This is a genomic window from Curtobacterium sp. MCSS17_005 (assembly GCF_003234225.2).
GTDB lineage: Bacteria > Actinomycetota > Actinomycetes > Actinomycetales > Microbacteriaceae > Curtobacterium > Curtobacterium flaccumfaciens.
This window is the reverse complement of record NZ_CP126258.1, coordinates 2961122-2986775: the sequence shown is the minus strand read 5'-3', so window position 1 is coordinate 2986775 and position 25654 is coordinate 2961122. Positions and strand designations below refer to the sequence as shown.

At 70.9% G+C, this 25654-nt stretch carries 24 protein-coding genes; 9 read left to right on the top strand and 15 right to left on the bottom strand.

Features of this window, described 5'->3' with window-relative positions:
- Positions 1 to 64: 64 nt before the first annotated feature.
- Positions 65 to 622 carry a GNAT family N-acetyltransferase gene (locus tag DEJ20_RS14250; protein WP_111235807.1) on the bottom strand — a complete coding sequence of 186 codons (558 nt, stop codon included), beginning with the start codon at positions 620 to 622 and terminating at the stop codon, positions 65 to 67.
- 102 nt (positions 623 to 724) lie between these two features.
- Here DEJ20_RS14250 and bla point away from each other — a divergent pair, with 102 nt between their 5' ends.
- Complete coding sequence (gene bla, locus DEJ20_RS14245; RefSeq protein WP_502866598.1) at positions 725 to 1627, top strand: class A beta-lactamase; 903 nt, start codon at positions 725 to 727, stop codon at positions 1625 to 1627.
- 32 nt (positions 1628 to 1659) lie between these two features.
- Here the strand turns inward: bla and DEJ20_RS14240 are convergent, their stop codons facing one another.
- Positions 1660 to 2649, bottom strand: a complete 990-nt coding sequence (locus DEJ20_RS14240; RefSeq protein ID WP_111235809.1) for an alpha/beta hydrolase — start codon at positions 2647 to 2649, stop codon at positions 1660 to 1662.
- A 56-nt stretch (positions 2650 to 2705) separates the two neighbouring features.
- Positions 2706 to 3638, bottom strand: a complete 933-nt coding sequence (locus DEJ20_RS14235; protein ID WP_111235810.1) for an NADP-dependent oxidoreductase — start codon at positions 3636 to 3638, stop codon at positions 2706 to 2708.
- A 103-nt stretch (positions 3639 to 3741) separates the two neighbouring features.
- On the opposite strand from DEJ20_RS14235, the gene DEJ20_RS14230 reads away from it, so the two are divergent.
- On the top strand, positions 3742 to 4236 hold the full coding sequence (locus DEJ20_RS14230) for a MarR family winged helix-turn-helix transcriptional regulator (protein WP_111235865.1): 495 nt from the start codon (positions 3742 to 3744) through the stop codon (positions 4234 to 4236).
- 31 nt (positions 4237 to 4267) lie between these two features.
- Here DEJ20_RS14230 and DEJ20_RS14225 read toward each other — a convergent pair whose 3' ends face one another.
- Positions 4268 to 4459, bottom strand: coding sequence for a hypothetical protein (locus DEJ20_RS14225; protein ID WP_111235811.1), 192 nt, complete (start codon positions 4457 to 4459; stop codon positions 4268 to 4270).
- Positions 4460 to 4514: 55 nt separating this feature from the next.
- Positions 4515 to 5084, bottom strand: coding sequence for a GNAT family N-acetyltransferase (locus tag DEJ20_RS14220; protein ID WP_220035006.1), 570 nt, complete (start codon positions 5082 to 5084; stop codon positions 4515 to 4517).
- Between the two features lie 239 nt (positions 5085 to 5323).
- Between DEJ20_RS14220 and DEJ20_RS14215 the strand changes: the two genes are divergently transcribed.
- Complete coding sequence (locus DEJ20_RS14215) at positions 5324 to 7378, top strand: transglycosylase domain-containing protein (protein WP_258377197.1); 2055 nt, start codon at positions 5324 to 5326, stop codon at positions 7376 to 7378.
- Between the two features lie 81 nt (positions 7379 to 7459).
- Here DEJ20_RS14215 and DEJ20_RS14210 read toward each other — a convergent pair whose 3' ends face one another.
- The 4 genes from DEJ20_RS14210 to DEJ20_RS14195 are packed head-to-tail and all read right to left on the bottom strand — an operon-like array spanning position 7460 to position 11668.
- Positions 7460 to 8479: an ABC transporter substrate-binding protein gene (locus tag DEJ20_RS14210; protein ID WP_111235812.1), complete on the bottom strand. Its 1020-nt coding sequence runs from the start codon at positions 8477 to 8479 to the stop codon at positions 7460 to 7462.
- Positions 8480 to 8490: 11 nt separating this feature from the next.
- Positions 8491 to 9441 carry an ABC transporter ATP-binding protein gene (locus tag DEJ20_RS14205; protein ID WP_258377198.1) on the bottom strand — a complete coding sequence of 317 codons (951 nt, stop codon included), beginning with the start codon at positions 9439 to 9441 and terminating at the stop codon, positions 8491 to 8493.
- On the bottom strand, positions 9438 to 10568 hold the full coding sequence (locus DEJ20_RS14200; protein WP_258377199.1) for a FecCD family ABC transporter permease: 1131 nt from the start codon (positions 10566 to 10568) through the stop codon (positions 9438 to 9440). The genes DEJ20_RS14205 and DEJ20_RS14200 overlap by 4 nt, the downstream gene beginning before the upstream one ends.
- A complete protein-coding gene (locus DEJ20_RS14195) occupies positions 10565 to 11668 on the bottom strand; it encodes a FecCD family ABC transporter permease (RefSeq protein ID WP_246566063.1) in 1104 nt (367 codons plus the stop codon). The genes DEJ20_RS14200 and DEJ20_RS14195 overlap by 4 nt, the downstream gene beginning before the upstream one ends.
- Before the next feature lie 28 nt (positions 11669 to 11696).
- Here DEJ20_RS14195 and DEJ20_RS14190 point away from each other — a divergent pair, with 28 nt between their 5' ends.
- Positions 11697 to 12527, top strand: a complete 831-nt coding sequence (locus DEJ20_RS14190; RefSeq protein ID WP_111235813.1) for a siderophore-interacting protein — start codon at positions 11697 to 11699, stop codon at positions 12525 to 12527.
- A gap of 387 nt (positions 12528 to 12914) precedes the next feature.
- On the opposite strand, the gene DEJ20_RS14185 is transcribed toward DEJ20_RS14190, so the two are convergent.
- The 3 genes from DEJ20_RS14185 to DEJ20_RS14175 form a co-directional block, all read right to left on the bottom strand.
- Positions 12915 to 13826 carry a carbohydrate ABC transporter permease gene (locus DEJ20_RS14185; protein WP_111235814.1) on the bottom strand — a complete coding sequence of 304 codons (912 nt, stop codon included), beginning with the start codon at positions 13824 to 13826 and terminating at the stop codon, positions 12915 to 12917.
- 1 nt (position 13827) lies between these two features.
- The gene (locus tag DEJ20_RS14180; protein WP_027466146.1) at positions 13828 to 14799 is read right to left on the bottom strand and encodes a carbohydrate ABC transporter permease; all 972 of its coding nucleotides are present in this window, start codon (positions 14797 to 14799) and stop codon (positions 13828 to 13830) included.
- Between the two features lie 84 nt (positions 14800 to 14883).
- Complete coding sequence (locus DEJ20_RS14175; protein WP_111235815.1) at positions 14884 to 16239, bottom strand: extracellular solute-binding protein; 1356 nt, start codon at positions 16237 to 16239, stop codon at positions 14884 to 14886.
- A gap of 295 nt (positions 16240 to 16534) precedes the next feature.
- Here DEJ20_RS14175 and arfA point away from each other — a divergent pair, with 295 nt between their 5' ends.
- Positions 16535 to 18040 (top strand): arabinosylfuranosidase ArfA, encoded by a 1506-nt coding sequence (arfA, locus tag DEJ20_RS14170; RefSeq protein WP_111057630.1) that lies wholly within the window; start codon positions 16535 to 16537, stop codon positions 18038 to 18040.
- 223 nt (positions 18041 to 18263) lie between these two features.
- Here the strand turns inward: arfA and DEJ20_RS14165 are convergent, their stop codons facing one another.
- The gene (locus DEJ20_RS14165; RefSeq protein ID WP_035808788.1) at positions 18264 to 19289 is read right to left on the bottom strand and encodes a LacI family DNA-binding transcriptional regulator; all 1026 of its coding nucleotides are present in this window, start codon (positions 19287 to 19289) and stop codon (positions 18264 to 18266) included.
- A gap of 196 nt (positions 19290 to 19485) precedes the next feature.
- Between DEJ20_RS14165 and DEJ20_RS14160 the strand changes: the two genes are divergently transcribed.
- The 4 genes from DEJ20_RS14160 to DEJ20_RS14145 all read left to right on the top strand — a co-directional run bounded on the left by DEJ20_RS14160 (position 19486) and on the right by DEJ20_RS14145 (position 24763).
- A complete protein-coding gene (locus DEJ20_RS14160) occupies positions 19486 to 20430 on the top strand; it encodes a carbohydrate ABC transporter permease (protein ID WP_027466150.1) in 945 nt (314 codons plus the stop codon).
- Positions 20427 to 21398, top strand: coding sequence for a carbohydrate ABC transporter permease (locus DEJ20_RS14155; RefSeq protein ID WP_220035007.1), 972 nt, complete (start codon positions 20427 to 20429; stop codon positions 21396 to 21398). Before DEJ20_RS14160 ends, DEJ20_RS14155 begins: the two co-directional genes overlap by 4 nt.
- A gap of 97 nt (positions 21399 to 21495) precedes the next feature.
- Entirely contained in the window at positions 21496 to 22830 is a 1335-nt protein-coding gene (locus tag DEJ20_RS14150) for an ABC transporter substrate-binding protein (protein WP_181431580.1), read from the top strand.
- Between the two features lie 103 nt (positions 22831 to 22933).
- Positions 22934 to 24763, top strand: a complete 1830-nt coding sequence (locus tag DEJ20_RS14145; protein WP_111235817.1) for a glycoside hydrolase family 35 protein — start codon at positions 22934 to 22936, stop codon at positions 24761 to 24763.
- A gap of 99 nt (positions 24764 to 24862) precedes the next feature.
- Here DEJ20_RS14145 and DEJ20_RS14140 read toward each other — a convergent pair whose 3' ends face one another.
- A complete protein-coding gene (locus DEJ20_RS14140) occupies positions 24863 to 25327 on the bottom strand; it encodes a hypothetical protein (RefSeq protein ID WP_111235818.1) in 465 nt (154 codons plus the stop codon).
- A complete protein-coding gene (locus DEJ20_RS14135; protein ID WP_111235819.1) occupies positions 25324 to 25623 on the bottom strand; it encodes a biopolymer transporter Tol in 300 nt (99 codons plus the stop codon). The genes DEJ20_RS14140 and DEJ20_RS14135 overlap by 4 nt, the downstream gene beginning before the upstream one ends.
- Between the last annotated feature and the right edge of the window lie 31 nt (positions 25624 to 25654).

Genomic DNA, 25654 nt, shown 5'->3' with positions numbered 1-25654 from the left:
TGTCCGCGCGATGACGGTTCCGGTTCGCGAACCCCGAGGATCGTGAACCAGAACCGTCAGCCGCTCACCGCGCGACGTCGTCCCACGGCACCGGGGTGGTCTCGCCCGTCTCCCAGTCGCGGCGCAGCACGCCGTAGCCGACCGACCCGACGGCCGGGCCGCCGTCGACGGGCCACGCCTCGCGGTAGTGGGCCTCCTGCACCCACCCGGCACGGACGAAGACCCGGCGCATGGCGGTGTTGTCCTCGCGGGTCTGGCCCTCGAAGCGCGTGATCGCCGGCAGCGTCGTGAACACGTGGTCGGTCACCGCGCGCAGGGCGGGGACCCCGAGGCCCCGACCCCGGAACCGACCGGCCAGGCGCAGGTCGAACAGGGGGACGGGGTCCGCCAGGTCCTCGAGGCGGACCAGTCCGATGCGCCCGAGGTCGTCGTGGTCGAGCCAGGAGGTGTCGTGCTCGTCGTCGCGGTAGGCGCCGGAGTCGACGGCGCTCGCCGCGTCGGCCGCGCTGATGCGCCGTCGGACGTGGAACGGGAACTCCTCGGACGTCAGGAACGCGAGCAACTCCTGGCGGTCGGTGCCGGTGGGGTCCAGACGGGTGAGGCGGACGGCGGGAGCTGGCATGCCGCTCAGGGTAGTTGCACGGTCGTCGGGCAGGCTCGGGGCGTGCGAGGTGGGACGAGGACGACGGCCGCGGCCCTGACGGCGCTGGTGCTGGTCGGGCTGGTGGGGTGCTCCGGTGGGCCGGGTGGTGACACGACCGGGCCGAAGCCGTCTGCTCCTGCTGCTGCATCTGGGGCGGCTTCGGGTGCAGCGGCGCCGTCGACCGACCCGGCGACCGACCCCGCCACCGCGCGGGCCTTCGCGGCGCTGGAGCGGCGGTACGACGCACGGCTCGGGGTCGCCGCGATCGACACCGGGAGCGGTCGGACGATCGCGCACCGTGCGGGGGAGCGGTTCGCGTTCGCGTCGACGGTCAAGGTGTTCATCGCGGCGGCGGTCCTCGACGCCTCGTCCGACGCCGACCTGGCGACCGTCGTGCACTACGACCGCGGCGACCTGCTCGAGTACGCGCCCGTGACGCGCGAGCACGTCGACACCGGGATGACGGTGCGCGAGCTCGTCGATGCGGCGCTCCGCTCCAGCGACAACACCGCGGCGAACCTGCTGGTGGAACGGCTGGGCGGGCTGGGCGCCGTCGAGCGGTGGCTGCGCGGCATCGGGGACCGGACGACGAGCGTCGACCGGGTCGAACCCGACCTGAACCAGGCGATCCCGGGTGACCGACGGGACACGACGACGCCGGAGCGGTTCGCTGCGGACCTCCGGACGGTGCTGCTCGGAGACGCCCTCGACGCTGCCGACCGTCGGGTGCTGCGCGAGGCGATGCTCGGCAACACCACCGGGGACGCGACGATCCGTGCCGGGGTGGACCCGTCGTGGCGGGTGGCCGACAAGACCGGCACGGCGTCCTACGGGGTCCGGAACGACATCGCGGTCGTGACGCCGCCGGGGCGCGACCCCGTCGTGCTCGTGGTGATGACGAGCCGCGCCGATGCCGGTGCGGAGCCGTCGGACGCGCTCGTCGCCGCGGCGACCCGCACCGCGGTGGCCGGGCTGTCCGACTGAGTCGCCAGCGTCGCGGGACTGTCGTTGCGGGACTAGCGGAGGGTGCTCGCCCAGCGCCCGATGGCGTCGTACGCCCGTTCCCGCACCTCCGGCGCGGACAGCACGACGTCGTGCAGGGCGCCTTCGAGTCGGCGGACCGTGACCTCCTCGCCGAGGGAGAGCGAGCGGTGCGCCACCGTGTCGACGTTCAGGGCGACGTCGGCCCGCGCCATGCCCGGGTCCCACCGCGGCTGGAGCATGCTCTTGTCGCTCAGCATCACCAGGGTCGGGACCCCGATCCCGAGGCCCTTCTCGACCTGTGCCTGGCCGTCGAACACCGCGGCGAGCCACCCGGGGTGCAGGGGGAAGCCGCGCTCCGGCCGCCACTTCTGCTCGTAGGTCCACGACCCCTCGCCCTCGGCCGAGACGGTGCGGGTGTAGAAGCCGGGGTCGACGGCGGGCATCGGAGCGAGGGGGTTCCGACGGGCACCGAGCTTGATGACCGGTGCGACGATGGCCCGGCCGACCGCGGTGGCCTGGAATTCGAGCCACGGGCTGTTCAGCACGAGGCCGTGCACGAGCTCCGGGTGCCGGGCGGCCCAGAGCGACAGGGTCAGGCCGCCGGTGGAGTGGCCCATCGGGACGAGTCGGCGGCGGTCCGAGCCGGGGTGCTCGGCCGAGATCGCGTCGAGCGCGGCGGCGATGTCCTCGTCGTACACCGCCAGGTCGTCGACCATGCCCGGGGTCTGGTACGGGCGCAGGCTCCGACCGTACTTCCGCAGGTCCAGCGCGTGGAACCGGGCACCGAGCCGCTCGAGGCGTTCGGCGAGCTCCACCTGGAAGAAGTAGTCCGACCAGCCGTGCACGTAGAGCACGTCGACCCCGTGCAGGGGCCCGCGACCGTGCAGCAGCAGGTCCGTCGGGGTGTGCCGGCGGCGGACCAGGGTGGCGACGACGGCCCCCTCGGAGTCGGTGCCGAGCGGCAGTTCGAGCCGCTCGTACGGTGCTCCGAGCACGTCCTCGTGCCACCCCTGGTCCGTCATGCGCCGAGCGTATCCGGCGCTGCTGCGGGTGGTGCTGGTGCGGGAGTGTGCGGCCGTCACCCGACCAGGACCACGACCTTGCCGCTGATCCGTCCGACGGCCGCCTCGGCGTGCAGGGACGGCAGTTCGGTCAGCGGGATGCGCCGGGTGACCTCGACCGTGAGCGCCCCGGCGTCGACCAGGGACACCAGCTCCGCCAGGCGTTCGCGGTTGCGCAGGACGAACACCGTCGCCGCCCGGACCCCGCGGGACTCGTCGTCCGGCGTGGCCATGAACGCCGTGGTGCTGACGACCGCGCCGCCGTCGCGCACGACGTCGACGAGTGCCGCGAAGTCCTGCGGGTCGATCGGGGCGAGGTTGAGCAGCACGTCGACCGGCTCCGTCACGGCGGCACGGACGTCGGTCGTGGTGTGGTCGATGACCTCGTGGGCGCCCGCTGCCCGGACGGCCTCGATGCTGCGCGGGCTCGCCGTCGCGATCACGTGGACCCCGGCGCGGACGGCGAGCTGGATCGCGTACTTGCCCACCACGCCGCCGGCTCCGACGACCAGCAGGCGTTGGCCTGCCTCGAGCCGCCCGTCGTCGAACAGTGCCTGCCACGCGGTGAGTGCCACCGAGGGCAGCGCCGCCGCGTCGACCAGCGGGATGCTCGTCGGTGCGGCGACCACCGCGTCCGCCGGGGCGATGACGTACTCGGCCGCCCCGCCGTCGAGTTCCATCGGCAGGAACGCGACGACCGCGTCCCCGATCGCGATCCCCTCGACGCCGTCGCCGAGCGCGTCGACGGTGCCGGACACGTCGTAGCCGGGAACGTGCGGCAGCTGGACCGGGATCGGCAGGAACCCGCCCCGCATCCCGTTGTCCGCCGCGTTGAACGCCGAGGCGGCGACGCGGAGTCGCACCTGCCCGGCGCCCGGGGTGGGCTGCTCGACGTCCTCGGTGCGGAGCACCTCGGGACCGCCGACCTCGTGGAACCGTACTGCCTGCATGATCGTGCCCTTCGTCGGTGTTGCTCGTGTGCTTCGAGTTCGAAGCAACTGACGATGACGCTAGCACTGCTTCGAACTCGAAGCAACGGGTAGGATGGATCTCGTGACCGATGCGCCGAACTCCCTGACCCCGACGCAGCTCGGGGCGTACTTCGCCTTCACCGAGGTGAGCAGCCTGCTGCGCCACGCGGTCGAGCGGCAGCTGCGCGACGTCGGCGGCCTGAGCTACGTGCAGTTCCAGCTGCTCGCCCGGCTCGGTGACGCTCCGGGCGGGCAGCAGCGCATGACCGACCTCGCCGACGGGGTCGTCTACAGCCGCAGCGGGTTGACGTACCAGGCGCAACTGCTCGAGCAGCGCGGGCTGGTCACCCGCGGGCCCTCGCCGGACGACGAACGCAGCACGGTCGTGACGATCACCCGGGGCGGTCGTGACGTCCTCACCGCGGTCTTCCCCGGACACATCGAGGCGCTGCACACCCTGCTGTTCGCGTCGATGTCGGACGCGGACGTCGATGACCTCGCGCGGATCCTCGGGGGAGCGGCGGAGCACCTGCGCGCGAACCCGCCACGCTCCGCGGGCACACGGCGGCGCAGCTGACCGAACGGTCGCGCCGGCGGGGGTGCGCGGCCTAGCTGCGGGGCGCCCGCACCAGGAACAGCGTGACGGCGCCCAGGACGACTGCGGCGACGATGAGCACCCAGGCGAGCACGATGACCGGCCCGTCCCAGGGGGTGAAGAGCAGTCCGACCCCGATCACCAGGGCCACGGCGGCGCCGATGAGGGCGAGGCGGTGCGGTCGTACCGGAGCGGTGCGTGTCACGGGACCCACGGTACGCGCGACGGGCTGGCAGCGCGGCGTCGAGCGGGTACGCCGGTCACACCGTCGTGCGCATCACCCACCGCCACTTGGCGATGCGACGGTCGCGCACGAACCCGAACTGCGTGAACAGTTCTTCCGGCCCGGTGTGCAGGTAGGCCCCGCGCTGCGGCTTCCGCTCGACCGTCTGCTCCGGGTAGGCCTCGACGGTCCCGCCACCCGCCCGCCGGATCTCCTTGAGCGCGGTCGTGACCGCGGCGCGTGCGACCCCCTGGCCGCGTTGCCGGGACTCCACGAACACGCAGCCGATCCGCCAGTCCGGCGGCGTCGAAGCGTCGCGGGCGTACGCGCCGGGGTTCAGGATCGTCGGCAGCTCGACCGGCCGGCCGAACTGGCACCACCCGACCGCCGTGCCGTCGGCGTAGACGAGCACCTGGTGGTTCGTGCCGTTCCGCACGTGGCGGTGCTTCGCCTCCTGGTGGGACACCGTCGGGTCGGGCGTCCCGCGTGGGCCGTCCGGGTGGAATCCGATGCACCAGCACCCGCCCCACACACCGTTGCTGCGGGTCACGAGCGCGGCGAAGTCGGGCCACGTCTCCTCGGTGAGCATCGCCGTCGAGTACTCCATGGGCCGATGATCCTCCGGTCGTGGCGATCCCGCCACCATCGCGACCGTGGTGCTCGGAACGGCGCGCGACCGGTGGTCCGGCTGCGCTGCGCCGAGCGGCGGCGCGGAGCGGATCGCACCGGCACTTTCCCAGCGGACACGACGGTGTTCCGCGGGGAAGTCACGGCGCCTGCCCGAGCAGGACTGGGAGCCTCTCCGGACCGCGCCGATGGCGGTGCGACCGAGGGGGGACGGACGACATGACGATGCGACGTGCAGGGGGAGCCGCGCTCGGCTTCGTGGGTGGCAGTGTGCTCGCCGGGTTGCTGGTGAGCGTCGGGGTGACGCCGGTGATCGCGGTCGCCGGCGTCGGCACGACCTCGGCGATCGGGGTGTTCGAGTCGCTGCCGGAGGACATCGAGATCGGGCAGCTGCCGCAGCGGAACCAGATCTGGGCGTACCGCGGCGGCGAACCGGTGCACCTGGCGAACGTGTGGGACCAGGACCGGCAGGAGCTCACGCTCGACCAGATCAGCGACCATCTGGAGCACGCCGCGGTGGACGGCGAGGACAAGCGCTTCTACGAGACCGGCGGTGTCGACGCGACGTCCGTCGTCCGGTCGCTCGTGAGCGTCGCCGCGTCACGGGGCGAGGGTGGCTCGGGTGGCTCGACCCTGACGATGCAGCTCGTGCGGAACATCAAGATCCAGCAGGCGAGCGAACTGCCCACCGCCGAGGAGCGTGAGGCCGCGTACAAGGATGCGACCCGGCGGACACCGCAGCGCAAGCTCGCCGAGATGAAGCTCGCGATCAGCCTGGCGAAGCAGTACACGAAGCAGCAGATCCTGGCGGCGTACCTGAACATCGCCTACTTCGGCGACCAGACCTACGGGGTGCAGTCGGCGGCGCAGCACTACTACGGCAAGTCGGCGACCGACCTGACCCCGGCCGAGGCGGCGTCCCTCATCGCGATCGTGCAGTGGCCGGAGCGACGGGACCTGTCGACGCCGGACCACCACCGCGACAACGCCGCCCGGCGGAACGTGATCCTGCGTTCGATGCACGAGCAGGGGCACCTGTCGACCAAGGAGTACCGCACGGCTCGGCTCTCCCGTGTCGCCGACTCCGTGCACCTGACGGCACCGCAGCAGGGGTGCGAGGCGGTCGAGGTGGGCGCGGAGTTCTTCTGCGACCACGCGGAGACCATCGCCCAGCGGCTCCCGCAGCTCGGCGCGACCAAGCAGCAGCGGGCGGAGGCCTGGCGCACCGGCGGGTACCGGATCCAGACCACGCTCGACCTCGACCTGAACGCGGAACAGAAGCGGCTGCTCGACCAGTACGACCCGAAGACCGAGACCCGGCTGGCGCTGGGGGCCACGTTCAACACGGTCGAAGCCGGGACAGGCCGTGTGCTGACGATGGCGCAGAACACCGACCACGACCGGTCGTCCGACGCACCCCGCACCGCGACGTCGCTGAACTACGCCACCGACCAGGCGGACGGCAGCTCGACAGGGTTCCAGACCGGGTCGACCTACAAGATGTTCACCCTGCTGGCGTGGATCGAGGCCGGCCGCAGCCCGGACACCGTCGTCAACGGCACACCGCACCCGCACAGCGAGTGGACCGCCTGCGGCGAACCCGCCTCGGCGTTCTGGCAGCCGAAGAACGACTCACCCGGGCAGCGTGGTCCGTACTCGGTCCGGTCGGCGACGGCGCAGTCCGTGAACGCGGCGTACCAGTCGATGGCCGAACAGCTCGACCTGTGCGACATCCGTGACGTGGCCGAGCGGCTGGGGGTGCACCTGGCGAGCGGCGGCGAGCTGCCCTGGAACCCGGGGTCCCTGCTCGGCACCGAGAGCATCGCGCCGCTCACGATGGCGTCGGCCTACGCCGGCATCGCGAACGGCGGGCGGTTCTGTGCGCCCGTGGTGATCGACCAGGTCATCGCACCCGACGGCGAGGAACTCGGCGGACAACCCCGCACGTGCACGCAGGCGGTGTCGCCGCAGACCGCGGCCACCGCGTTCGACGTCATGCAGGGCGCGTTCCGCGGCGGGACGGCGAGCGGTGGGCAGACCCCCGACGGTGCGACCCTGTTCGGCAAGACCGGCACCACGGACGCGGCCGACCAGGTGTGGCTGGTGGGCGGGACCTCGCGTGCCGTCACCGCCTACTGGCAGGGGAACACGGACGGCGCGAAGCACAACCTGCGGTCGTTCTCCAACGGTCAGGGCGGCACCTACGCGGGGTCGCGCGCGGCCGTCTGGCGCGAGGCGCAGACGGCCGTGAACGCGGCGCTGCCGGTCGGCTGACAGTCCGGAACGCGACCACCAACGGCCTGGAGGCGCGGTGCCAGCTGGCACCGCGCCTCCCGGCCGGTTCTCGGTTGCGTCCTACGACAGCTTCTTGCTGTCCTCGAGCCAGCCCGCGAGCTTGGTCATGTAGTCGGCCTGCGACGCGTAGTCGAGGGCCGGGAACGTCCAGCTGTGGACCTGGCCCGCCTCGAGTGCGGCGTTGTCGGCGAAGGTCGGCTGCTTCTCGAGGTCGGCGACCTGGTAGCCCTGCTGCGACAGCAGCAGCACGTCACCGGTGATCTGGCCGGCGTTCTCCCACGAGTAGATGCCCCAGTAGAAGCCCTCGGGCTTCGGGTTGACGAAGTCGACCCCGTACGACGCGTACATCTGCAGCGACGGCTCGTCGGTCGGGCGGGTGACGTACGCGCCGTCACCGTCGGCGTACATCGAGACGACCGACAGGTCCTGCTCCTTCGAGACCTTCTCGAGCTCGTCGGCCGCGGTGTCGAAGCGCTCCTCGGCGGCGTCGACCGTCGACTCCTTCGCACCGAGGGACTCGGACAGTTCGGCGATCTTCTCGATGACGTCCTCGCCCTTGCCGCCCCACTTCACCTGGACGACCGGCGCGATGGCCTCGATCTGCTTCTCCTGCGCCTTGTCCTTGAAGCCGTAGCCGGGCTGCTTCGTGTCGAGCGTGCCCTTGGCGTCGGTCGGGTAGACCGAGGTGACGACGAGGTCCGGCTTGAGCGCGGCGAGCTGCTCGAGGTCGATGTCGCCGTAGGCCGTGCCGAGCTGCGTGATGCCGTCGGTGTCCAGACCCTCGAAGCGGGCGTCCTTCGCCATCGTCAGCTGCCCGAAGGTGCCGACGGGCTTCAGGCCGTACTCGATGAACGACAGGGCGATGTCGTTCAGCACGACGACGCGCTTCGGCGTGTGGTCGACCTTCACGGTGGCGCCGGTGGCGTCCTCGTACGACCATGCCTTCGACGCGGCGGTGCCGCCGTCGGAGTCGGAGTCGTTCGAGTTGCCGGTGCTCGAGCAGCCGGTCAGGAGGAGTGCCGAGACGGTCACGGAGGTCAGGAGGGCGGCGCGCAGGTGGCCACGTCGGGAGGTCTTCACGTTAGGAGAGGCTAACCTAAGTTCGCGGCACTCGCCAGCACGTCTTCGGTTTTCGCCGGAACCGTGTGCTCGGTCGGGTGACTCGGGACCGTGTGTTCCGTCGGGGCACTCGGGACCGTGTGTTCCGTCGGGGCACTCGGCACGGGGTCGTGCTCGTCCGCCTCGGGCACGATCATCGGAGCCCCGGTCACCGGGTCGGGGAACACCCGGGCGTGCAGGCCGAACGCCTGCTCGAGCAGTGCCGGGGTGAGGACGTCGTGGGGGGTGCCGTCGGCCACGACCCCGCCGTCGTGCAGCACCACGAGCCGGTCGGAGTACCGCGCCGCGAGCGACAGGTCGTGCAGCACCATCACGATCGTCGACCCCTGCTCGCGGTTCAGCCGCCGGACGAGCCGCAGGACCTCGAGCTGGTGCGCGAGGTCGAGGTAGGTGGTCGGCTCGTCGAGCAGGAGCGTCTGGGCCTGCTGCGCGACGACCATGGCGATCCAGGCGCGCTGGCGCTGCCCGCCGGACAGGCTCGTGACGTCACGGTGCGCGACCTCGGTCAGGCCGGTGGCGGCGATGGCCTCTTCGGCGACGGCGGCGTCCTCGGCGGTCCACGGCTTCGCCCACGACTGGTGCGGGTTCCGGCCGCGCATCACCAGGTCGAGCACGCTGGTGCCCGCGGGGGCGACGGGGGACTGCGGCAGGATCGCGAGCTTGCGGGCGACCTGGCGGTTCGGTTCCCTGCGGATCGGGGTGCCGTCGAGCAGGACCTCGCCGGCCTGCGGCTTGAGCACGCGGCCGAACGCCTTGAGCAGCGTCGACTTGCCGCAGCCGTTCGCGCCGAGGAACGTCGTGACGGTGCCGCGTTCGATCCGGAGGTCCAGGTCGCGCAGCACGGGCTGGCGGTCGTAGCCGACGGACAGGCCCGTGGCTTCGAGGACGGGGGTGTCGTGCTCGTGCTGGTGCGGTGTTGTCATCGGGACATCTCCTTGCGGTGACGGACGAGGAGCCAGATCAGGTACGGCGCCCCGATCACGGTGGTGATGATGCCGACCGGCACCTGCCACGGGAACGCGGAACGGGACAGCAGGTCGGCGGCGAGCACGAGCACGGCGCCGAGGGCACCGGCGAGCAGCAGCGGCGGCCGGTTCGTGCCGGCGAGCCGGAGCCCGACCTGCGGGACGACGAACGCGACGAAGCCGACCGGCCCCGCGGCGGCCACGGCGGCGGCGGTCAGCACGACCGCGAGCGCGATGACGAGCAGCCGGTGCCGCTGGACGCCGAGTCCGACGCCCGTCGCCACCTCGTCGCCGAGCTGTCCGATGCCGAGGGCCGCACTCGTCGCCAGTGCGATCGGCACCGCGACGACGGCCACCACGAGCAGCGGCCAGACGCTCTCCCACGAGGTGCTCGACAGGCTGCCGACGAGCCACTGCGACGCCGCGGTGGCGACGGTGATCTTCGCGCGGACGAGCAGGTAGCTGGTCACCGCGTCGAGGGTCGCGCTCACCCCGATGCCGACCAGCACGAGCCGGTAGCTCTGCACGCCGCCGCGCCAGCCCAAGCCGTACACCAGGACCGCAGCGACCAGGGCGCCGATCGTGGAAGCCACCGGGATCCCGCCACCGAGCACCAGGGACGAGACCGAGTACGTCCCGCCGCCGAGCACGATGGCCGCGACCGCACCGACGCTCGCGCCCGCGGTGACACCGATGATGTCCGGGGTGCCGAGGGGGTTGCGGGTGAAGGTCTGGGTGAGCGCGCCGGCGACCCCGAGCGTCAGGCCGACGAGTGCGCCGGTGAGCACGCGGGGCAGGCGCAGGGTGGTGATGATGAAGGCGTCCGGCCCGGACTCCAGGCCGAGCAGGGACCGGATGACGACCCCGGGTGCGATCCACGTCGAGCCGACCGCCGTCCCGAGGACGATGAGCACCAGGACGGTGGCGAGTGCCCCGACCGTGTACCAGAAGACCCGGGGGCGCCAGGCGAGGCCGACGGGGCCGATGCGGATGCCGGTGCGGCCGGGGGTGTGGGCGGCTGGGGCGGGCGTGCCGGGCGTGCTGCCGGGCGTGCTGCCGGTGCTGCGCACCGCTGCCCCGCTCACAGCGACACCAGCGATCGGCGGCGGGCCACGGCGACGAACACCGGGCCCCCGATGACCGCGAGCACGATGCCGACCTCGACCTCGGAGAACCCGCCGATCAGGCGACCGATGACGTCCGCGAGCAGCACGAGGGCTGCGCCGACCAGACCGGAGACCGGAAGGGTCCAGCGGTGTCCGGTGCCGACGAGCGCGCGGGCGACGTGCGGCACCGTCAGGCCGACGAAGCCGATCGGGCCGGCAGCAGCGGTCGCCCCGGCGGCGAGCAGCGTGATCCCGCCCAGGCCGACGAGCCGGGCGACGAGCACGTTCTCGCCGAGCCCCTTCGCCAGCTCGGACCCGAGCCCGAGGGCGTCGAGGGCGCGGACGTTCAGCACCGCGAGCACGAGCCCGGCGGCCAGGAACGGCCACACCGCCCCGAGGATGTCGAGCTGGCGTGCGGCGAGCGATCCGACGACCCAGAGCCGGTACGCGTCGAGCGAGGCCTGGTCGGTCAGCACGACGAAGGAGGTCAGGGCGGCGAGCAGCGCCGAGACCGCAGCCCCGGCGAGGGCGAGCGGCACCGGACTGGCGGTGCCGCTGCCGGCGATGGTCACCGAGAAGACGACGACGCTGGCGACCAGGGCCCCGACCAGGGCGAACCACACGGTCGCGCTCGTGCTCGTCACCCCGAACACGTAGACGCCGAGTACCACCGCGAGCCCCGCACCCGACGAGACCCCGAACAGGCCGGGGTCGGCGAGCGGGTTGCGGGTGTGTCCCTGCATGAGCAGCCCGGCGATGCCGAGGGCCGCCCCGACCGCAGCACCGATGAGCGTGCGCGGGATGCGGGAGCCCCACACGATCGCCTCGTCGGTGCTCGACCCGGAGCGAGTGAGCCCCGCCCAGACCTCGGCGACACCGATGCGGTTGCTGCCGAGCAGCATGCTCGCGACGGCGACGAGCACCAGGGCGACGACGAGCCCGACGATCACCGCGGTCCGCCGGCGCATCGCGGTCCGGTGCACACCGAGGGCACGGGAGGCGTCGCCGTCTCGGGCGCTGGACGCGACGGGTTCGGGGGCCTCCGGACCGGAAGCCAGAACGGGATTGGGGGCTGGCACGGAAGTCATCTTAGGTTAGCCTTGCCTCATGGCGAAGACCCCGCGGCTCCTGCCGACGAACCCCCGGCTCTTCCGCGCCCGTGTCCTCCGGACCCAGCGGGTGACCCCTTCGATGCAGCGCGTCACCGTCACCGGGGACGACCTGCACGAGTTCGGCTACCTCGGTTTCGACCACTGGTTCCGCCTGTTCGTCCGGCGCCCCGACCAGGACGCCTTCCGGATGCCCGACCTGGACGGCAAGAAGTGGTGGCCGACGTTCCTCGGCATCCCCGAGGACATCCGCCCCCACTGCGCGAACTACACCGTCGCCGCGTACCGCCTGCTCGCCGACGGCACCGCCGAGCTCGACATCGACTTCGTCGTGCACCTGGACCACCGCGGTGAGCTCGAGGGCCGCGCAGCGATCTGGGCCTGCGCCGCCCGCCCCGGCGAGGAGCTCGCGATGCTCGACCAGGGCTGCATCTTCGACGTCCCCGCCGGCACCAGCGAGGTGGTCGTCGCTGCCGAGGAGACCGGCCTGCCGGGCGTCGTCGGCATCGCCGCCTCGTTGCCGCGCGACACCGTCGGCCGCATCATCCAAGAGGTCCCGACCGCCGCCGACATCCGCGACCTCGACGCCCCCACGGGCGTGCAGGTGACCTGGATCGTCCGGCAGCCGGGCACCGTCCCCGGCAGCGGCGCCCTCGCCGAACTGCAGCGGCACGTGCCGTCCGACGACCAGGGCTACGCGTTCGTCGTGGGGGAGTCGCGACTCGCAACGGAGGGCCGCCGCCACCTGCACCGTGCGGGCCTGCCGAAGTCGCGCATCACGTTCTCCGGGTTCTGGAAGCACGAGACGAAGGTCTCCGTCCCCGCCTGACCCGCGCGCTGCCTGGCAGGTATGCCCGTTCCCGCCAGGTACGCCCGGTTCCGCCAGGTACGCCCGGTTCCGCCAGGTACGCCCGATCCTTCCCCTGGCGGGCGCGATGCCTGGTGCTTTCGGGCGTACCGCCACAGAACTTCCGCCCAGGTACGCCCGTTCCGACCAGGTATGCCCGGTTCCGGCAGGTACGCCCGGTCCTTCCCCTGACAGGCGCGATGCCTGGTGCTTTCGGGCGTACCACCACAGAACTTCGGACCAGGTACGCCCGGTTCCGGCAGGTACGCCCGAAAGCACCAGGTGCGCCGCGCAGGCGCCGCGACCAACGGACGGACGGGAGGCCCGGTGCCAGCTGGCACCGGGCCTCCCGTCCGTGGTGGGGTCGCGTCAGCCCTTGAGGCCCGAGCCCGTCACGCCCTCCACGATCTGCCGCTGGAAGATCAGGTAGAGGATGATCAGCGGCAGCGCCGCGAGGATCGCGCCCGCCTGGATGTCGGCGTAGCGCTGCCCGAAGCTGCCCTGGACCGTGGCGAGCCCGACGGGGATCGTCATGAGGTCCGGGTTGGACAGCACGAACAGCGGCAGCAGCAGGTTGTTCCACACCCCGACGAAGGTCAGGATCGTCACGGCCGCGATCACCGGACGCGACAGCGGCAGGATGACCGACCAGTAGACCTTCCAGATGCCGGCGCCGTCGATGCGCGCGGCCTCTTCCAGCTCCTTGGGGATGCCGTCGAAGAACTGCTTGAAGATGAACACCGCGATCACGGCGGGCACCTGCGGGAAGATCACCGACCAGTAGGTGTTGAGCAGGCCGACCGCGTTGAGCTCCTGGAAGATCGGGATGATCAGCACCTGCGTCGGGATCATGATCCCGAGGATGATGAGCAGGAACGCGATGTTGCGGCCGCGGAACACCAGCCGCGACAGCGCGAATGCCGCCATCGACGCGAACAGCACGGTGAGTGCCGCCGTGACGACGCTCGTGATGGCACTGGCGAGGTACCAGTTCCAGATGTCGCCGGCCTGGAACAGCGACGAGTACGAGTGCAGCGTCGGGTTCCAGTTCGACAGGATCGCATTGGCGCCGAGGGCGGCGACGCCGTTGTCGGACAGCGACGTCTTCAGGGCGAACACGCTCGGGATGAGCCAGATGATCGCGAAGACCGTCAGGACGATCCCCGACGCGATCGTGAAGCCGCGACCGCTGACGCCGATCTTCGCGGCGCTCGTCGGAGCGGCGGACGAGACGCCGGTGCGGAGCTTGCGGCCGGTGGTGATGCTCTCGGTGGCGGTCATGTCAGGCCCCGATCTCTCGCTTGGCGGCAGCGCGCTCGACGAGCTGCCGGATGACCGCGATCGCCACGATCACGATGAACAGGAGGACCGACGCGGCCGATGCGGCACCGAGACGGTTGTCGGTGAAGCCGACGCCGGTGATGAGCTGCAGCGAGACCTGGGTCGAGATGCCCGGCCCGCCGTTCGTCATCAGGTAGACCTGGTCGAAGATCTTCAGGCTCGCGATGATCTGCAGCAGGACGACCAGCGTCGTCGTGCGGCCGAGCAGGGGGAGCGTGATCGACTTGATCTGCTGCCAGTTCGACGCACCGTCGACGGCGGCGGCCTCGTACAGTTCGCGCGGGATCTCCTGCAGACCGGCCAGGTAGAGCACGAAGTTGAAGCCGAGGGTCCACCACACGGTGGCGATCGCGACACCGATCATGGCCGTGTTCGGGCTCGACAGCATGCCGGAGCCGGGCGTCATGCCGATCGCCGACTGCAGGCTCGCCCACAGACCGGTGCTCGGCGTGAAGATGAACACCCAGATCAGCGAGATCGTCGCCGACGGCAGGATGAACGGCAGGAAGAACGCCAGACGGAAGAACCACTGCCCGCGGTTCATCCGGTTCGTCAGCACGGCGAACACGAACGCCAGGATGACGAGCGGCGGGGTCGTGTACAGCGTGAACTGCAGCGTGTGCCAGAGCGACGACCAGAAGTCGCTGCGCCCGAGCATCTCGGCGTAGTTCGCGAACCCGGCGAAGCTGCCGAGCCCGGTGCGGACGGTCGAGGTGTTGAAGAAGCTCGTGACGATCATCCAGACCGTCGGGCCGAGCAGGAAGGCCACGTAGAACAGGCCGAACGGGGCGAGGAACAGCCAGCCGCTGCGGCCCTGGCCGCGGTTCACGCTGGAGCCGTAGGAGCGGTTCCGGCGGAGACGCGGCGCGGTGGCCGCGTCGGTCGGCCGGTCGAGGACAGGTGCTGTGGTCACGTCATCGTGCCTTTCGCGCGGTGTTCACGGCGATCGCGGGGGTCGTCTGCCCGGGGTGGTCCGGCCGGGCGGTTGCGTGCCGGGTCACAGGGGGCTCGGGGTGTTGAGGTACGTCGCGAGCTGCGACTTGATGGCGCGCAGTGCCTGCGCGGGGGACGAGCTGCCCTGCTGCACGAGGGCGAGCTGGGCGCCCACCGTGCCCTCGAACGTCGAACCCGACCCGCCGTACCAGGCGGCGTCGTCGAACACGGCGGTCTCGGCTGCGGCCGCGTAGTTCGACTGGGGCGTGAGCTTCTTGTACGCGGCGCTGTCGAACGTCGGGATGTAGGCCGGCACGTGCCCGCCCTCGGCCCACGTCAGGCTCTGCTCGAGCATCTGCTTGATGAAGAGCATGTGCTGCTTGCGCTGCTCCGGCGTCCGGTCCTTCTTGGGCAGGACGAACGTGTGCGAGTCCGCCTGGGTCGCCGGCTTGTCGTAGAGCTGGGGGATCGGCGCCATGCCGAAGTTCAGGCCCTTGATCGACTGCGCGGTGCTGATCTCCCACTCGCCCTGCATGAAGAAGCCGGCCTTGCCGTCGAACATGAGCGACTGCGCGGTGGCGTAGTCGAGGGCCTTGTTCAGCCAGCCCTCCTTCACCCACTTCTGGGTGCGGCTCGTGACCTCGTTGTAGGCGTCCTCGTTGACGGTGAGCTTCGATCCGCCGTCGCTGATGAACGGGGTGGCGTCCTGCAGCTGGTTGTACATGGTCCAGAAGAAGCGCCACGGGGTGGCCGTCTCCGGCACCACGTTCGCGACGTTGAGTGCCGTGCCGCCGGTGACCTTGGCGACCGCGGCGAGGGCCTTCTCGAAGTTGTCCATGCCGTTGAGGTCGACGAGGTTGCCGTCGCCGTCGATCAGGCCGGCCTTCTTGCAGACGTCGACGTTGTAGAAGAGGACGAAGGGGTGGGTGTCGAGCGGGACCGCGATGTTGTTGCCGTCGGTCTTCTGCGCCGCCCAGGCCTTCTGGTTGAAGTCGGCGGCGCTCAGGCCGACGCTCGCCAGGTCGTCGGACGTGATCGGGTCGAGCAGGTCACCGTCCCAGAGCGGCTTCGCGCGGGTCAGGTGCGCGACCGCGACGTCCGGCGGCTTGTTCCCGACGGTCGCCAGTGTCAGCTTCGAGTAGTACGGGTTGCCCCACGCGAACGTGGTGCCCTGCAGCGCGCTCGAGCCGCCGTGCTGCTTCGCGTAGCCGTCCTCCATCGACTGCATGCGGACGCCGTCGCCGCCGCCGAACAGGTTCCAGAAGACGAGGGTCTCGGGGTTGAGTGCGCTGCCGGCGAGGCCGGCGGCGAGGGGGCTCGAGCAGGCGGCGAGCGGCAGGACCGTCGCGGCCGCTGCACCGGCGGCGAGGAAGCCCCGGCGCGAGAGGCGCGACGCGGGTGTTGCGGGTGGGATCGGCATGGCATCACTCCATCGGGATGGGCCGGGCTCGGGAACAGGGTCGGTGCTCCCGCCGGGGCATCGCTGCTCCGGACCCGGAGCACTGCTGCTCCGGACACGGAACGACCTTCCGGTGCTCCGTGAGCGCTCACATTAGCGCTCGCTCCCGGCATCCGCCACCCCTTTCGCGACGGCGTGGAACCCGGTAGCGTTTCTGCCAGGTGAGCGCTCACTTTCGTGACGGCCCGCTTCGGTTCCCGTCCGTGGCGCCACCCGCTCCCCGCACGAACCGCACCGCCACGATCGAAGGAGATCCATGCCCCGCACACACCTCGTCCTCGACGCCGCGTTCACCGTGGGGCCGGTGCGACGTCGCCTGTTCGGCGGGTTCGTCGAGCACCTCGGCCGCCACGTCTACGACGGCATCCACGAGCCCACCCACGAGACCGCCGACGAGCACGGCTTCCGCAAGGACGTCGTCGAACTCGTCAAGGAACTCGGCGTCTCCGCCATCCGCTACCCCGGTGGCAACTTCGTCTCCGGCTACAAGTGGGAGGACGGCGTCGGCCCCGTCGAGCAGCGCCCCCGCCGCCTCGACCTCGCGTGGCACTCGACCGAGACCAACGAGGTCGGCCTGCACGAGTTCCAGCACTGGCTCGACCAGGTCGGCTCGGAGCTCATGCTCGCCGTGAACCTCGGCACCCGCGGCACGCAGGAAGCGATCGAGCTCCTCGAGTACGCGAACATCGACGCCGGCACCGCACTGTCCGAATACCGTCGTTCGAACGGTCGCCAGGAACCCTTCGCCATCAAGATGTGGTGCCTCGGCAACGAGATGGACGGCCCGTGGCAGCTCGGCCACAAGAACGCCGACGACTACGGCAAGCTCGCCGCCATGACCGCCAAGGCCATGCGGCAGATCCAGCCCGACCTCGAGCTCGTCGCCTGCGGTTCCTCCGGGGCGTCGATGCCGACGTTCGGCGAGTGGGAGCGAACCGTCCTCGAGCACACCTACGACGACGTCGACTACATCTCCGCGCACGCCTACTACGAGGAGGACGACGACCTGCCGTCGTTCCTCGCCTCGGGCGCCAACATGGACCACTTCATCAAGACGGTCACCACGGCCGCCGACCACGTCCAGGCGCAGAAGAAGTCCGACAAGCGCATCGACATCTCGTTCGACGAGTGGAACGTCTGGTCGATCAAGAAGTGGGAGGCGAAGGCCAAGACCTTCACGCTCGACGAGTGGCCCGTCGCACCGCGTCTGCTCGAGGACGTCTACACGGTCGCCGACGCCGTCGTCGTGGGTGGCCTGCTCATCTCGCTGCTCCGCCACGCCGACCGCGTCGCCTCGGCCTCGCTCGCCCAGCTCGTCAACGTGATCGGCCCGATCATGACCGAGCCCGGTGGCCCGGCCTGGCGCCAGACGACCTTCTTCCCGTTCTCGGTCACCTCGCGCCTGGCGCAGGGCACCTCGCTGCAGGTCAAGGCCTCTGGTGACACGGTCGATGGTGGCAAGCACGGTGAGGTCCCGGTCGTGGACTCCGCCGCCACCGTGTCCGAGGACGGCAAGGCCGCGGTCTTCCTGGTGAACCGCCACCCCTCCGAGCCGACCACGGTGACGATCGACCTGGCCGGCATCGGCGCGACGGGTGACGTCCACGCCGAAGGTGTCTGGGACGACGACCTGCACGCCGTGAACGACCTGGAGAACACCTCGCGCGTGGGGCTCCGCACGAACGAGTCGGTCCGCCGCGAGGGCGACACCGTCACGATCGAGCTCCCGCCGGTCTCCTGGACCGCCGTCTCGATCGGCTGACAAGGCGCCTCGGCGCACGCCACGGCGGGCGTCGAGTGAGCACAGAGGACGTCGGGCGCTTGCGCCCGACGTCCTCTGCTCGTTCGGCCGGGAGGCCCGTGGCGGCCTGGCACCGGGCCTCCCGTCCGGCGCGTGCGCGAGTTCACGTGCTGGGCGACAGTTCACGGGGGCGTGCGCGCGTGAGGTGTCGGTGAGCGCGAAACGCGCGCCCCGCAGCGCCGCGTCAGCGCGCCGGCGGCGCCGCCGTGCTCGCCCGCTCGACGAGCCGCACCGGCACCAGGTCGGCCGCGACGCTGACCCGCTCGCCGTCGATCTGGGCGAGCAGGTTCGCGACCGCGCGGCGGCCGACCTCGTCGAAGGACTGGTGCACGGTCGTCAGCGGCGGCCAGAACGAGTCGGACTCGGGGGAGTCGTCGAACCCCACCACGCTGAGCGACGACGGCACCGGGCGTCCGGACTCGTGTGCGGCGCGCAGGACACCGAGGGCGGTCTGGTCGTTCGCGGCGAACACCGCGGTGATCTCCGGCCGTGCGGCGATCTCGAGCCCGGCCTCGTAGCCGTGCTCGGTCGTCCAGCCGCCGCGGAACACCGGGGGGACCGGTCGACCGGCGCGCGTCAGGGTGTCCTGCCACGCGGCGAGGCGACGGGCTGCCGAGTACGACGACTCCGGACCGGCGACGTGCCAGACGGTCTCGTGCCCCAGGTCGAGCAGGTGCTGCGTGGCCTGCCGGGCGCCGTCGGCCTGGTCGGTGTCGATCGCGGGGTGGTCGGTGCTGCCCGTGGAGTCGATGATGACCATGGGTACGCCGTCGGGCAGCACGACCTCGGCGGTGTCGATGATGTGCGACTCGATGATGATCACGACGCCGTCGACGGCCTGTTCGTGCAGGCGCGAGAAGGCGGAGCGGACGCCCGCCTCGGTGCGCGAGGCCATGGGCAGCAGGGTGATCGTGAAGTCGGCGACCCCGGCGGCGTCGGCGATCGCCTCGAGCGTGCGCATGTTGCCGAAGGACGCGAGCGTGAACATGATCACGCCGATCGTACGGAAGCGGCCGGAGCGCAGGGCACGGGCGGCACGGTTGGGCCGGTAGCCGAGGGACTCCATCGCGCGCTGGACGCGGTCGCGGGTCTCCGGGCTGACGTTGTCGAAGCCCCGGGCGACGCGCGAGACCGTCTGCATCGACACCCCGGCGGCGTCGGCCACGGCGGCCATCGAGGGGGCGCGGCGGGTGCCGGCGGGGGACTCCATCGTCACGCTGGCGCTCCTTCCGGATCGAGGGGCCGAGCGATCGGCCTCCCCGGACGCTAGCGCATGTTGACGTTGCCATGCTATCGTCGCGTCGTTCGATGTTGACGTCAACATCGGTGACCGCCCGGACACCCCGATCCGGCCCGGGCCGAGCCGCCGACATCGACCACCCGAACGCAGCAGACGAAGGAGTCACATGAGCACGCTCGCAGCGCGCCCCGGTGAGGCAGCACCGCGCCCCACCGCCGAGCGCCCGGCCGGCCGCCGCCCCAAGCCGCGGGGACGGTTCACCGGATGGCTGTTCGTCGGCCCGTTCGTCGTCGTCCTGGTCCTGATGCTCATCGTGCCGATCGGCTACGCGCTCTGGCTCAGCCTGTTCCGCGACCAGCTCATCGGCGGCAACCAGTTCGTCTGGTTCGCCAACTACGTGCAGCTCTTCCAGGACGCCAAGTTCTGGTCCGGGTTCGGTCGGGTCGCGATCTTCCTGGTCGTCCAGGTGCCGATCATGCTCGGCCTCGCCCTCGTCGCCGCCCTGGCCCTCGACAGCGCCCGACTGTGGGGGACGAGCTTCTTCCGCATCGCGGTGTTCCTGCCCTACGCCGTCCCCGGGGTCGTCGCGGCCCTCATCTGGGGCTTCATCTACGGCAACCAGTTCGGTCTGACGGGAGCCGCCAACGACGCGCTCGGCATCGACCTGCTGCAGCCGTTCAGCCCGAGCTGGGTCCTGACGTCGATCGGCAACGTGGTCACGTGGGAGTTCCTCGGCTACAACATGCTGATCTTCTACGCCGCACTCCGCACCGTCCCCGGTGAGCTGTACGAGGCGGCCGAGCTCGACGGTGCTGGCCCGATGCGCACGGTCTTCTCGATCAAGCTCCCGGCGCTCCGCGGCCCGATGGTCATCGCCACGATCTTCTCGATCATCGGCAGCTTCCAGCTCTTCAACGAGCCGAACCTGCTCAAGACGCTCGCCCCGAACGTCATCGGCAGCGCCTTCACCCCGAACATGTACGCCTACTCGCTGTCCTTCAGCGGTCAGCAGTTCAACTACTCCGCCACGGTCGCGATCGTGATGGGCGTGATCACCGCGGTGATCGCCTACGTCGTCCAGGTCCGCGGCACCCGCGAGGAGAACCGATGAGCACCATCCAGCACCCCGCCGGGTCCGCAGCGGCCACGGTGACCGAGGCGACCACGACGCAACGTGCGCCGCGCACCCGCTCGATCCGCGCCTCCAGGCAGCTCCGCACCGCGGAAGGCGGACGCAAGCCGAAGCGTTCCGGCCTGCTGACCGCGGTCATGGTCGTCTTCGTCGTCTACTCGTTCGCGCCGCTGTTCTACCTGCTCGTGAACAGCACGAAGACGCAGGCGTCGCTGCTCTCCACGTTCGGTCTGTGGTTCGGCGGGGACTTCAACCTCTGGCAGAACATCGTCGACACGCTGACGTACAACGACGGCATCTTCCTGCAGTGGTTCGGCAACACGCTGCTCTACGTCGTCGTCGGTGCCGGCGGGGCCACCCTGCTGGCCACCGTCGCGGGCTACGGCATGGCGAAGTTCCAGTTCCCCGGTCGCCGCGCGGTCTTCGCCGTGGTCCTCGGCGCCATCGCGGTCCCCGGCACGGCCCTGGCGGTCCCGACCTTCCTGCTGTTCTCGCAGGTCGGCCTGACCAACACCCCGTGGGCGATCATCCTGCCCTCGCTGATCAGCCCGTTCGGCATGTACCTGATCTGGACCTACGCGGTCGACGCGATCCCGGCCGAACTGCTCGAGGCCGCCCGCATGGACGGCGCCGGTGAGTTCCGGATCTTCTTCACGATCGCGCTCCGCCTGCTCGCGCCCGGTGTCGTCACCGTCCTGCTGTTCGCGGTCGTCGCCACCTGGAACAACTACTTCCTGCCGCTCATCATGCTGAGCGACCCGAAGTGGTACCCGCTGACGGTCGGCCTGAACCAGTGGAACGCGCAGGCCACCGGGTCCGGTGCCCAGCCGATCTACAACCTCGTCGTCACGGGATCGCTCCTCACGATCATCCCGATCGTGGTCGCGTTCCTCTTCCTCCAGCGCTTCTGGCAGTCCGGCCTCGCGGCCGGGTCGGTCAAGGCCTGATCCCTCGGACACCAGGCGCACGGCGACCCCGCCACGCGCCGCCCGGTCCGGCACACAGCAGCACCACCCCCTCCACGAAGAAGTGAAAGGCACTCCCATGAACAAGCGTCTCCGGCGCGGGCTCAGCGCCCTCGCCATCGGCGTCACCGCCGCGATCGCCCTCGCCGCGTGCGCCTCCGGCGGCTCCGGCTCCGGCGGATCGGCCGACGACATCGACAAGGCCCTGAAGGACGGTGGCACCCTGACCTACTGGTCGTGGACCCCATCGGCGAAGGCCCAGGTCGCCGCGTTCGAGAAGCAGTACCCCAAGGTGCAGGTCAAGCTCGTCAACGCCGGCACCGGTGCCGACCAGTACACGAAGCTGCAGAACACGATCAAGGCCGGCTCGGGTGCCCCCGACGTCGCCCAGGTCGAGTACTACGCCCTGCCGCAGTTCGCGCTGTCCGAGTCGCTGCTCGACCTGTCGGGCTACGGCTTCGACTCGCTCGAGAAGGACTTCGCGAAGAGCACCTGGAGCTCGGTGTCGATCGACGGCAAGGTCTACGGCCTGCCGCAGGACTCCGGCCCCATGGCGCTGTTCTACAACAAGAAGGTCTTCGACAAGCACGACATCGCCGTGCCGAAGACGTGGGACGAGTACGTCACCGCGGCCAAGAAGCTGCACGAGGCGGACCCGAAGGCCTACATCGCGGCGGACTCCGGCGACGCCGGCTTCACCACGAGCATGATCGCCCAGGCCGGTGGTACCCCCTTCACCACCGACGGTGACAAGGTGACCATCAACCTGCAGGACGAGGGCACCAAGAAGTGGACGAGCACCTGGAACGAGCTCGTCGAGCAGGGCCTGCTGTCGAAGACGGTCGGCTGGACCGACGACTGGTACAAGCAGCTCGGCAACGGTGAGATCGCCACGATGATCACCGGCGCCTGGATGCCCGGCAACCTGGAGTCCGGCGTCGCCCAGGCCTCGGGTGACTGGCGCGTCGCCCCGATGCCGACCTACGACGGTGGCACCGCCCAGACCGCGAACAACGGCGGCAGCGCCCAGGTCGTCATGAAGCAGTCGAAGAACCCGGCCCTCGCGGCGGGCTTCCTCAAGTGGCTGAACTCCTCGAAGGAGTCCACGAAGGTCTTCATGGAGTCCGGCGGCTTCCCGTCGACCACCGCTGACCTCGACTCGTCGGCGTTCCTCGACGAGAAGCCGGAGTACTTCGGCGGCCAGCAGATCAACAAGGTGCTCGTCGACGCGTCGAAGTCCTCGGACAACGACTTCACCTACCTGCCGTACCAGGTGTACGCGAACAGCGTCTACGCCGACACCGTCGGTCAGGCGTACGAGAACGGAACCTCGCTCGACGCCGGTCTCGAGGCCTGGCAGAAGGCCCTCGCCAAGTACGGCGAGGACCAGGGCTTCACGGTCTCGTCGAAGTAGTTCGACAGCATCCCCGCGGGGCCGTGCGGACACGTCCGCACGGCCCCGCTCCACGCCCGGCCGGCTCCACGCCCGGCCCGGCCGGCAACGAAAGAGTCACACCATGCGCTTCGCCATCGGCGACACCGACTTCCTGCTCGACGGCGAGCCGCACCGGGTCCTGTCCGGCGCGATCCACTACTTCCGCGTGCACCCCGACCTGTGGGCCGACCGGATCCGCAAGGCGAAGCTGATGGGCCTCAACACCATCGAGACCTACGTCGCCTGGAACGCGCACGCGCCGTCGCCCGGGGTGTTCGACCTGTCGGGTGGGCTGGACCTCGGCCGCTTCCTCGACCTCGTCGCCGCCGAGGGCATGCACGCCATCGTCCGCCCCGGCCCCTACATCTGTGCCGAGTGGACGAACGGCGGTCTGCCGTACTGGCTGTTCGCGGACGGCTCCGTGGGTGTCCGGCGCAACGAGCCCGGGTTCCTCGCAGCGGTCGAGACGTACCTGCAGCACCTGGCCCCCGTCTTGGTCCCGCGGCAGATCGACCAGGGCGGGCCCATCGTCCTGGTGCAGGTCGAGAACGAGTACGGCGCCTACGGCTCCGACCCCGAGTACCTGCGCGCACTCGAGCAGATGCACCGCGACATCGGGCTGACCGTCCCCTTCACGAGCGTCGACCAGCCGATGGGCACGATGCTCGAGGACGGCTCCCTGCCCTCGCTGCACAAGACCGGGTCGTTCGGCTCACGCTCCGCTGCCCGGCTCGAGCGCCTGCGGCAGGCCCAGCCCACCGGGCCCCTCATGTGCTCGGAGTTCTGGGACGGCTGGTTCGACAGCTGGGGCGAGCACCACCACACCACGCCGGCGTCCGCCAGTGCCGAGGACCTGGACGTCCTGCTCGCGGCCGGCGGCTCGGTGAACATCTACATGTTCCACGGCGGCACGAACTTCGGCTTCACGAACGGCGCGAACGACAAGGGCGTCTACCGTCCGATCGCGACGTCGTACGACTACGACGCCCCGCTCGACGAGGCCGGCCGACCGACGGAGAAGTTCCACGCCTTCCGTTCGGTGATCGCGCGCTACGCGCCCGTCCCGCCGCTGCCCGCGACGATGGAGCCGGGGGGGTCGGGTCGACTCGGTCCCGTGGACGCGTCCGGCGACGGCCTGGAGGCCCGGATCACCCCCGCCACGGACCTCGCCGTCCGTCTGGACCGCGTCGCGTCGCTCCGTTCCCTGCTGCCCACGCTCACGGCGTGGTCCGCGCACGACGAGCCGCCGACCTTCGACGCCCTCGGGGCCGCGAGCGGCTTCGTCACCTACCACGCCGAGGTCGACCTGCCCACCGGAGGGGTGCTGACCGTCGGCACCGAGGTGCGCGACCGAGCGATCGTGTCCGCCGACGGTGTCGTGGTCGGGGTCCTGGAGCGCGAGCACCACGACCGCGCCGTCACCCTGCCGCCGGTGACCGGCACGCTCGAGCTCCTCGTCGAGGACCAGGGCCGCGTCGACTACGGCATCCGCATCGGCGAGCCGAAGGGCCTGATCGGGGGCGTCTCGATCGATGGCGCCCCGGTTGCCCGGTGGACGGCATCGCCGCTCGCCCTCGACCCCATCGCGCCGGCCGCCGTGACCGCGCTGTCCGAGGTCGCTCCCACCGGCGGCGAGGTGCTCGCCGGACCGACGTTCGCAGCTGGCTCGTTCGAACTCGACACCGTGGACGACCGGTACCTGTCGCTCGACGGGTTCCGGAAGGGTGTCGCCTGGGTCAACGGGTTCTGCCTCGGCCGGTACTGGTCGCGAGGCCCGCAGCAGACCCTCGCGATCCCGGGGCCGGTGCTCCGCCACGGTCGCAACGAGCTCGTCGTGCTCGAGCTGCACGCCGCCGCGTCCCGCACCGCGTGCCTGCTCGTCGAGCCCGACCTGGGTCACACCGAGGCCTAGTCGCGCGGCCGGGTCGAATCGGGCGCACCTGGTCGAATCGGGCGTACCTGGTCGGAACTTCCGACCAGGTATGCCCGATCCTGCTCTCCGTCGCGGGCGTCATGGGACGTTTCGGACCTCGCGAGCCGCCGCCCACGCTCGAACTTCGAGGAGTGCCTCGCGTCGCCACCGCCAGAGCGGAGCGAACTTCGTGCCGTCGTCCTCCCGTGCCCTGGTCAGCAGCCAGATCTGCCGTCGGTGTTCGGCCCCGTGATCGTCGCGCCACTCGACGAACGCGTCGTCGAGCACCGCGGTGATCCCCGCACGCGGTGCGGTCCACGACGAGAGGAAGCCGGAGTACCGGAGGGTGTCGTCGCACAGGTGCACGGCGACGCGGCGGAGCCTGACCGTGGCCCAGGTTCCGCCGGCGATGAAGGCGACACCGAGGACGAAGACGAACACCCGCGCCGATGCTCCCGGTACGAAGGCCACGCCCGCGAGTGCGACTCCTGTCCCGATCATCACCGGGCCGAACACGATGAGGTTCAGGATGCGATCCGGGCGCGGTGGACGGATCGTCGTCACGGCAGGGCGTCCAGGGCGGCGAGGGCGCGCTCGGCGTCGGCGATCCGGTCGGTCTCGGGGCGCGTCCACCACTCGGGGCCGCGTTCGCCCAGGCCGTGCTTGGCCAAGCCGTTCCGGTGTCGTGCCGCGGCCAGCGCCTCGTCGTCGCCCGCGCGCTTCGCGGTCTTCACGGCGTTGCGCCCGCGCCCAAGATGGGAGCGGAGCGCGGCGGCGAGTTCCTCGGGCAGGGCGGGGTCGGTGCGGCGCCAGCGTCGGCCGTCCACGACGAAGAAGTGGTCGTCGGGTTCGGCGGTCATGGTCCGAGTCTGCACCGTCGGTGGTGCCGGG

Excerpts from the sequence above, each read along its gene's own strand:
- DEJ20_RS14250 (WP_111235807.1), bottom strand. The coding sequence starts at position 622 with ATGCCAGCTCCCGCCGTCCGCCTCACCCGTCTGGACCCCACCGGCACC.
- DEJ20_RS14240 (WP_111235809.1), bottom strand. The coding sequence starts at position 2,649 with ATGACGGACCAGGGGTGGCACGAGGACGTGCTCGGAGCACCGTACGAG.
- DEJ20_RS14235 (WP_111235810.1), bottom strand. The coding sequence starts at position 3,638 with ATGCAGGCAGTACGGTTCCACGAGGTCGGCGGTCCCGAGGTGCTCCGC.
- DEJ20_RS14220 (WP_220035006.1), bottom strand. The coding sequence starts at position 5,084 with ATGGAGTACTCGACGGCGATGCTCACCGAGGAGACGTGGCCCGACTTC.
- DEJ20_RS14215 (WP_258377197.1), top strand. The coding sequence starts at position 5,324 with ATGACGATGCGACGTGCAGGGGGAGCCGCGCTCGGCTTCGTGGGTGGC.
- DEJ20_RS14205 (WP_258377198.1), bottom strand. The coding sequence starts at position 9,441 with ATGACAACACCGCACCAGCACGAGCACGACACCCCCGTCCTCGAAGCC.
- DEJ20_RS14190 (WP_111235813.1), top strand. The coding sequence starts at position 11,697 with ATGGCGAAGACCCCGCGGCTCCTGCCGACGAACCCCCGGCTCTTCCGC.
- DEJ20_RS14185 (WP_111235814.1), bottom strand. The coding sequence starts at position 13,826 with ATGACCGCCACCGAGAGCATCACCACCGGCCGCAAGCTCCGCACCGGC.
- DEJ20_RS14175 (WP_111235815.1), bottom strand. The coding sequence starts at position 16,239 with ATGCCGATCCCACCCGCAACACCCGCGTCGCGCCTCTCGCGCCGGGGC.
- arfA (WP_111057630.1), top strand. The coding sequence starts at position 16,535 with ATGCCCCGCACACACCTCGTCCTCGACGCCGCGTTCACCGTGGGGCCG.
- DEJ20_RS14165 (WP_035808788.1), bottom strand. The coding sequence starts at position 19,289 with ATGGAGTCCCCCGCCGGCACCCGCCGCGCCCCCTCGATGGCCGCCGTG.
- DEJ20_RS14160 (WP_027466150.1), top strand. The coding sequence starts at position 19,486 with ATGAGCACGCTCGCAGCGCGCCCCGGTGAGGCAGCACCGCGCCCCACC.
- DEJ20_RS14155 (WP_220035007.1), top strand. The coding sequence starts at position 20,427 with ATGAGCACCATCCAGCACCCCGCCGGGTCCGCAGCGGCCACGGTGACC.
- DEJ20_RS14150 (WP_181431580.1), top strand. The coding sequence starts at position 21,496 with ATGAACAAGCGTCTCCGGCGCGGGCTCAGCGCCCTCGCCATCGGCGTC.
- DEJ20_RS14145 (WP_111235817.1), top strand. The coding sequence starts at position 22,934 with ATGCGCTTCGCCATCGGCGACACCGACTTCCTGCTCGACGGCGAGCCG.
- DEJ20_RS14135 (WP_111235819.1), bottom strand. The coding sequence starts at position 25,623 with ATGACCGCCGAACCCGACGACCACTTCTTCGTCGTGGACGGCCGACGC.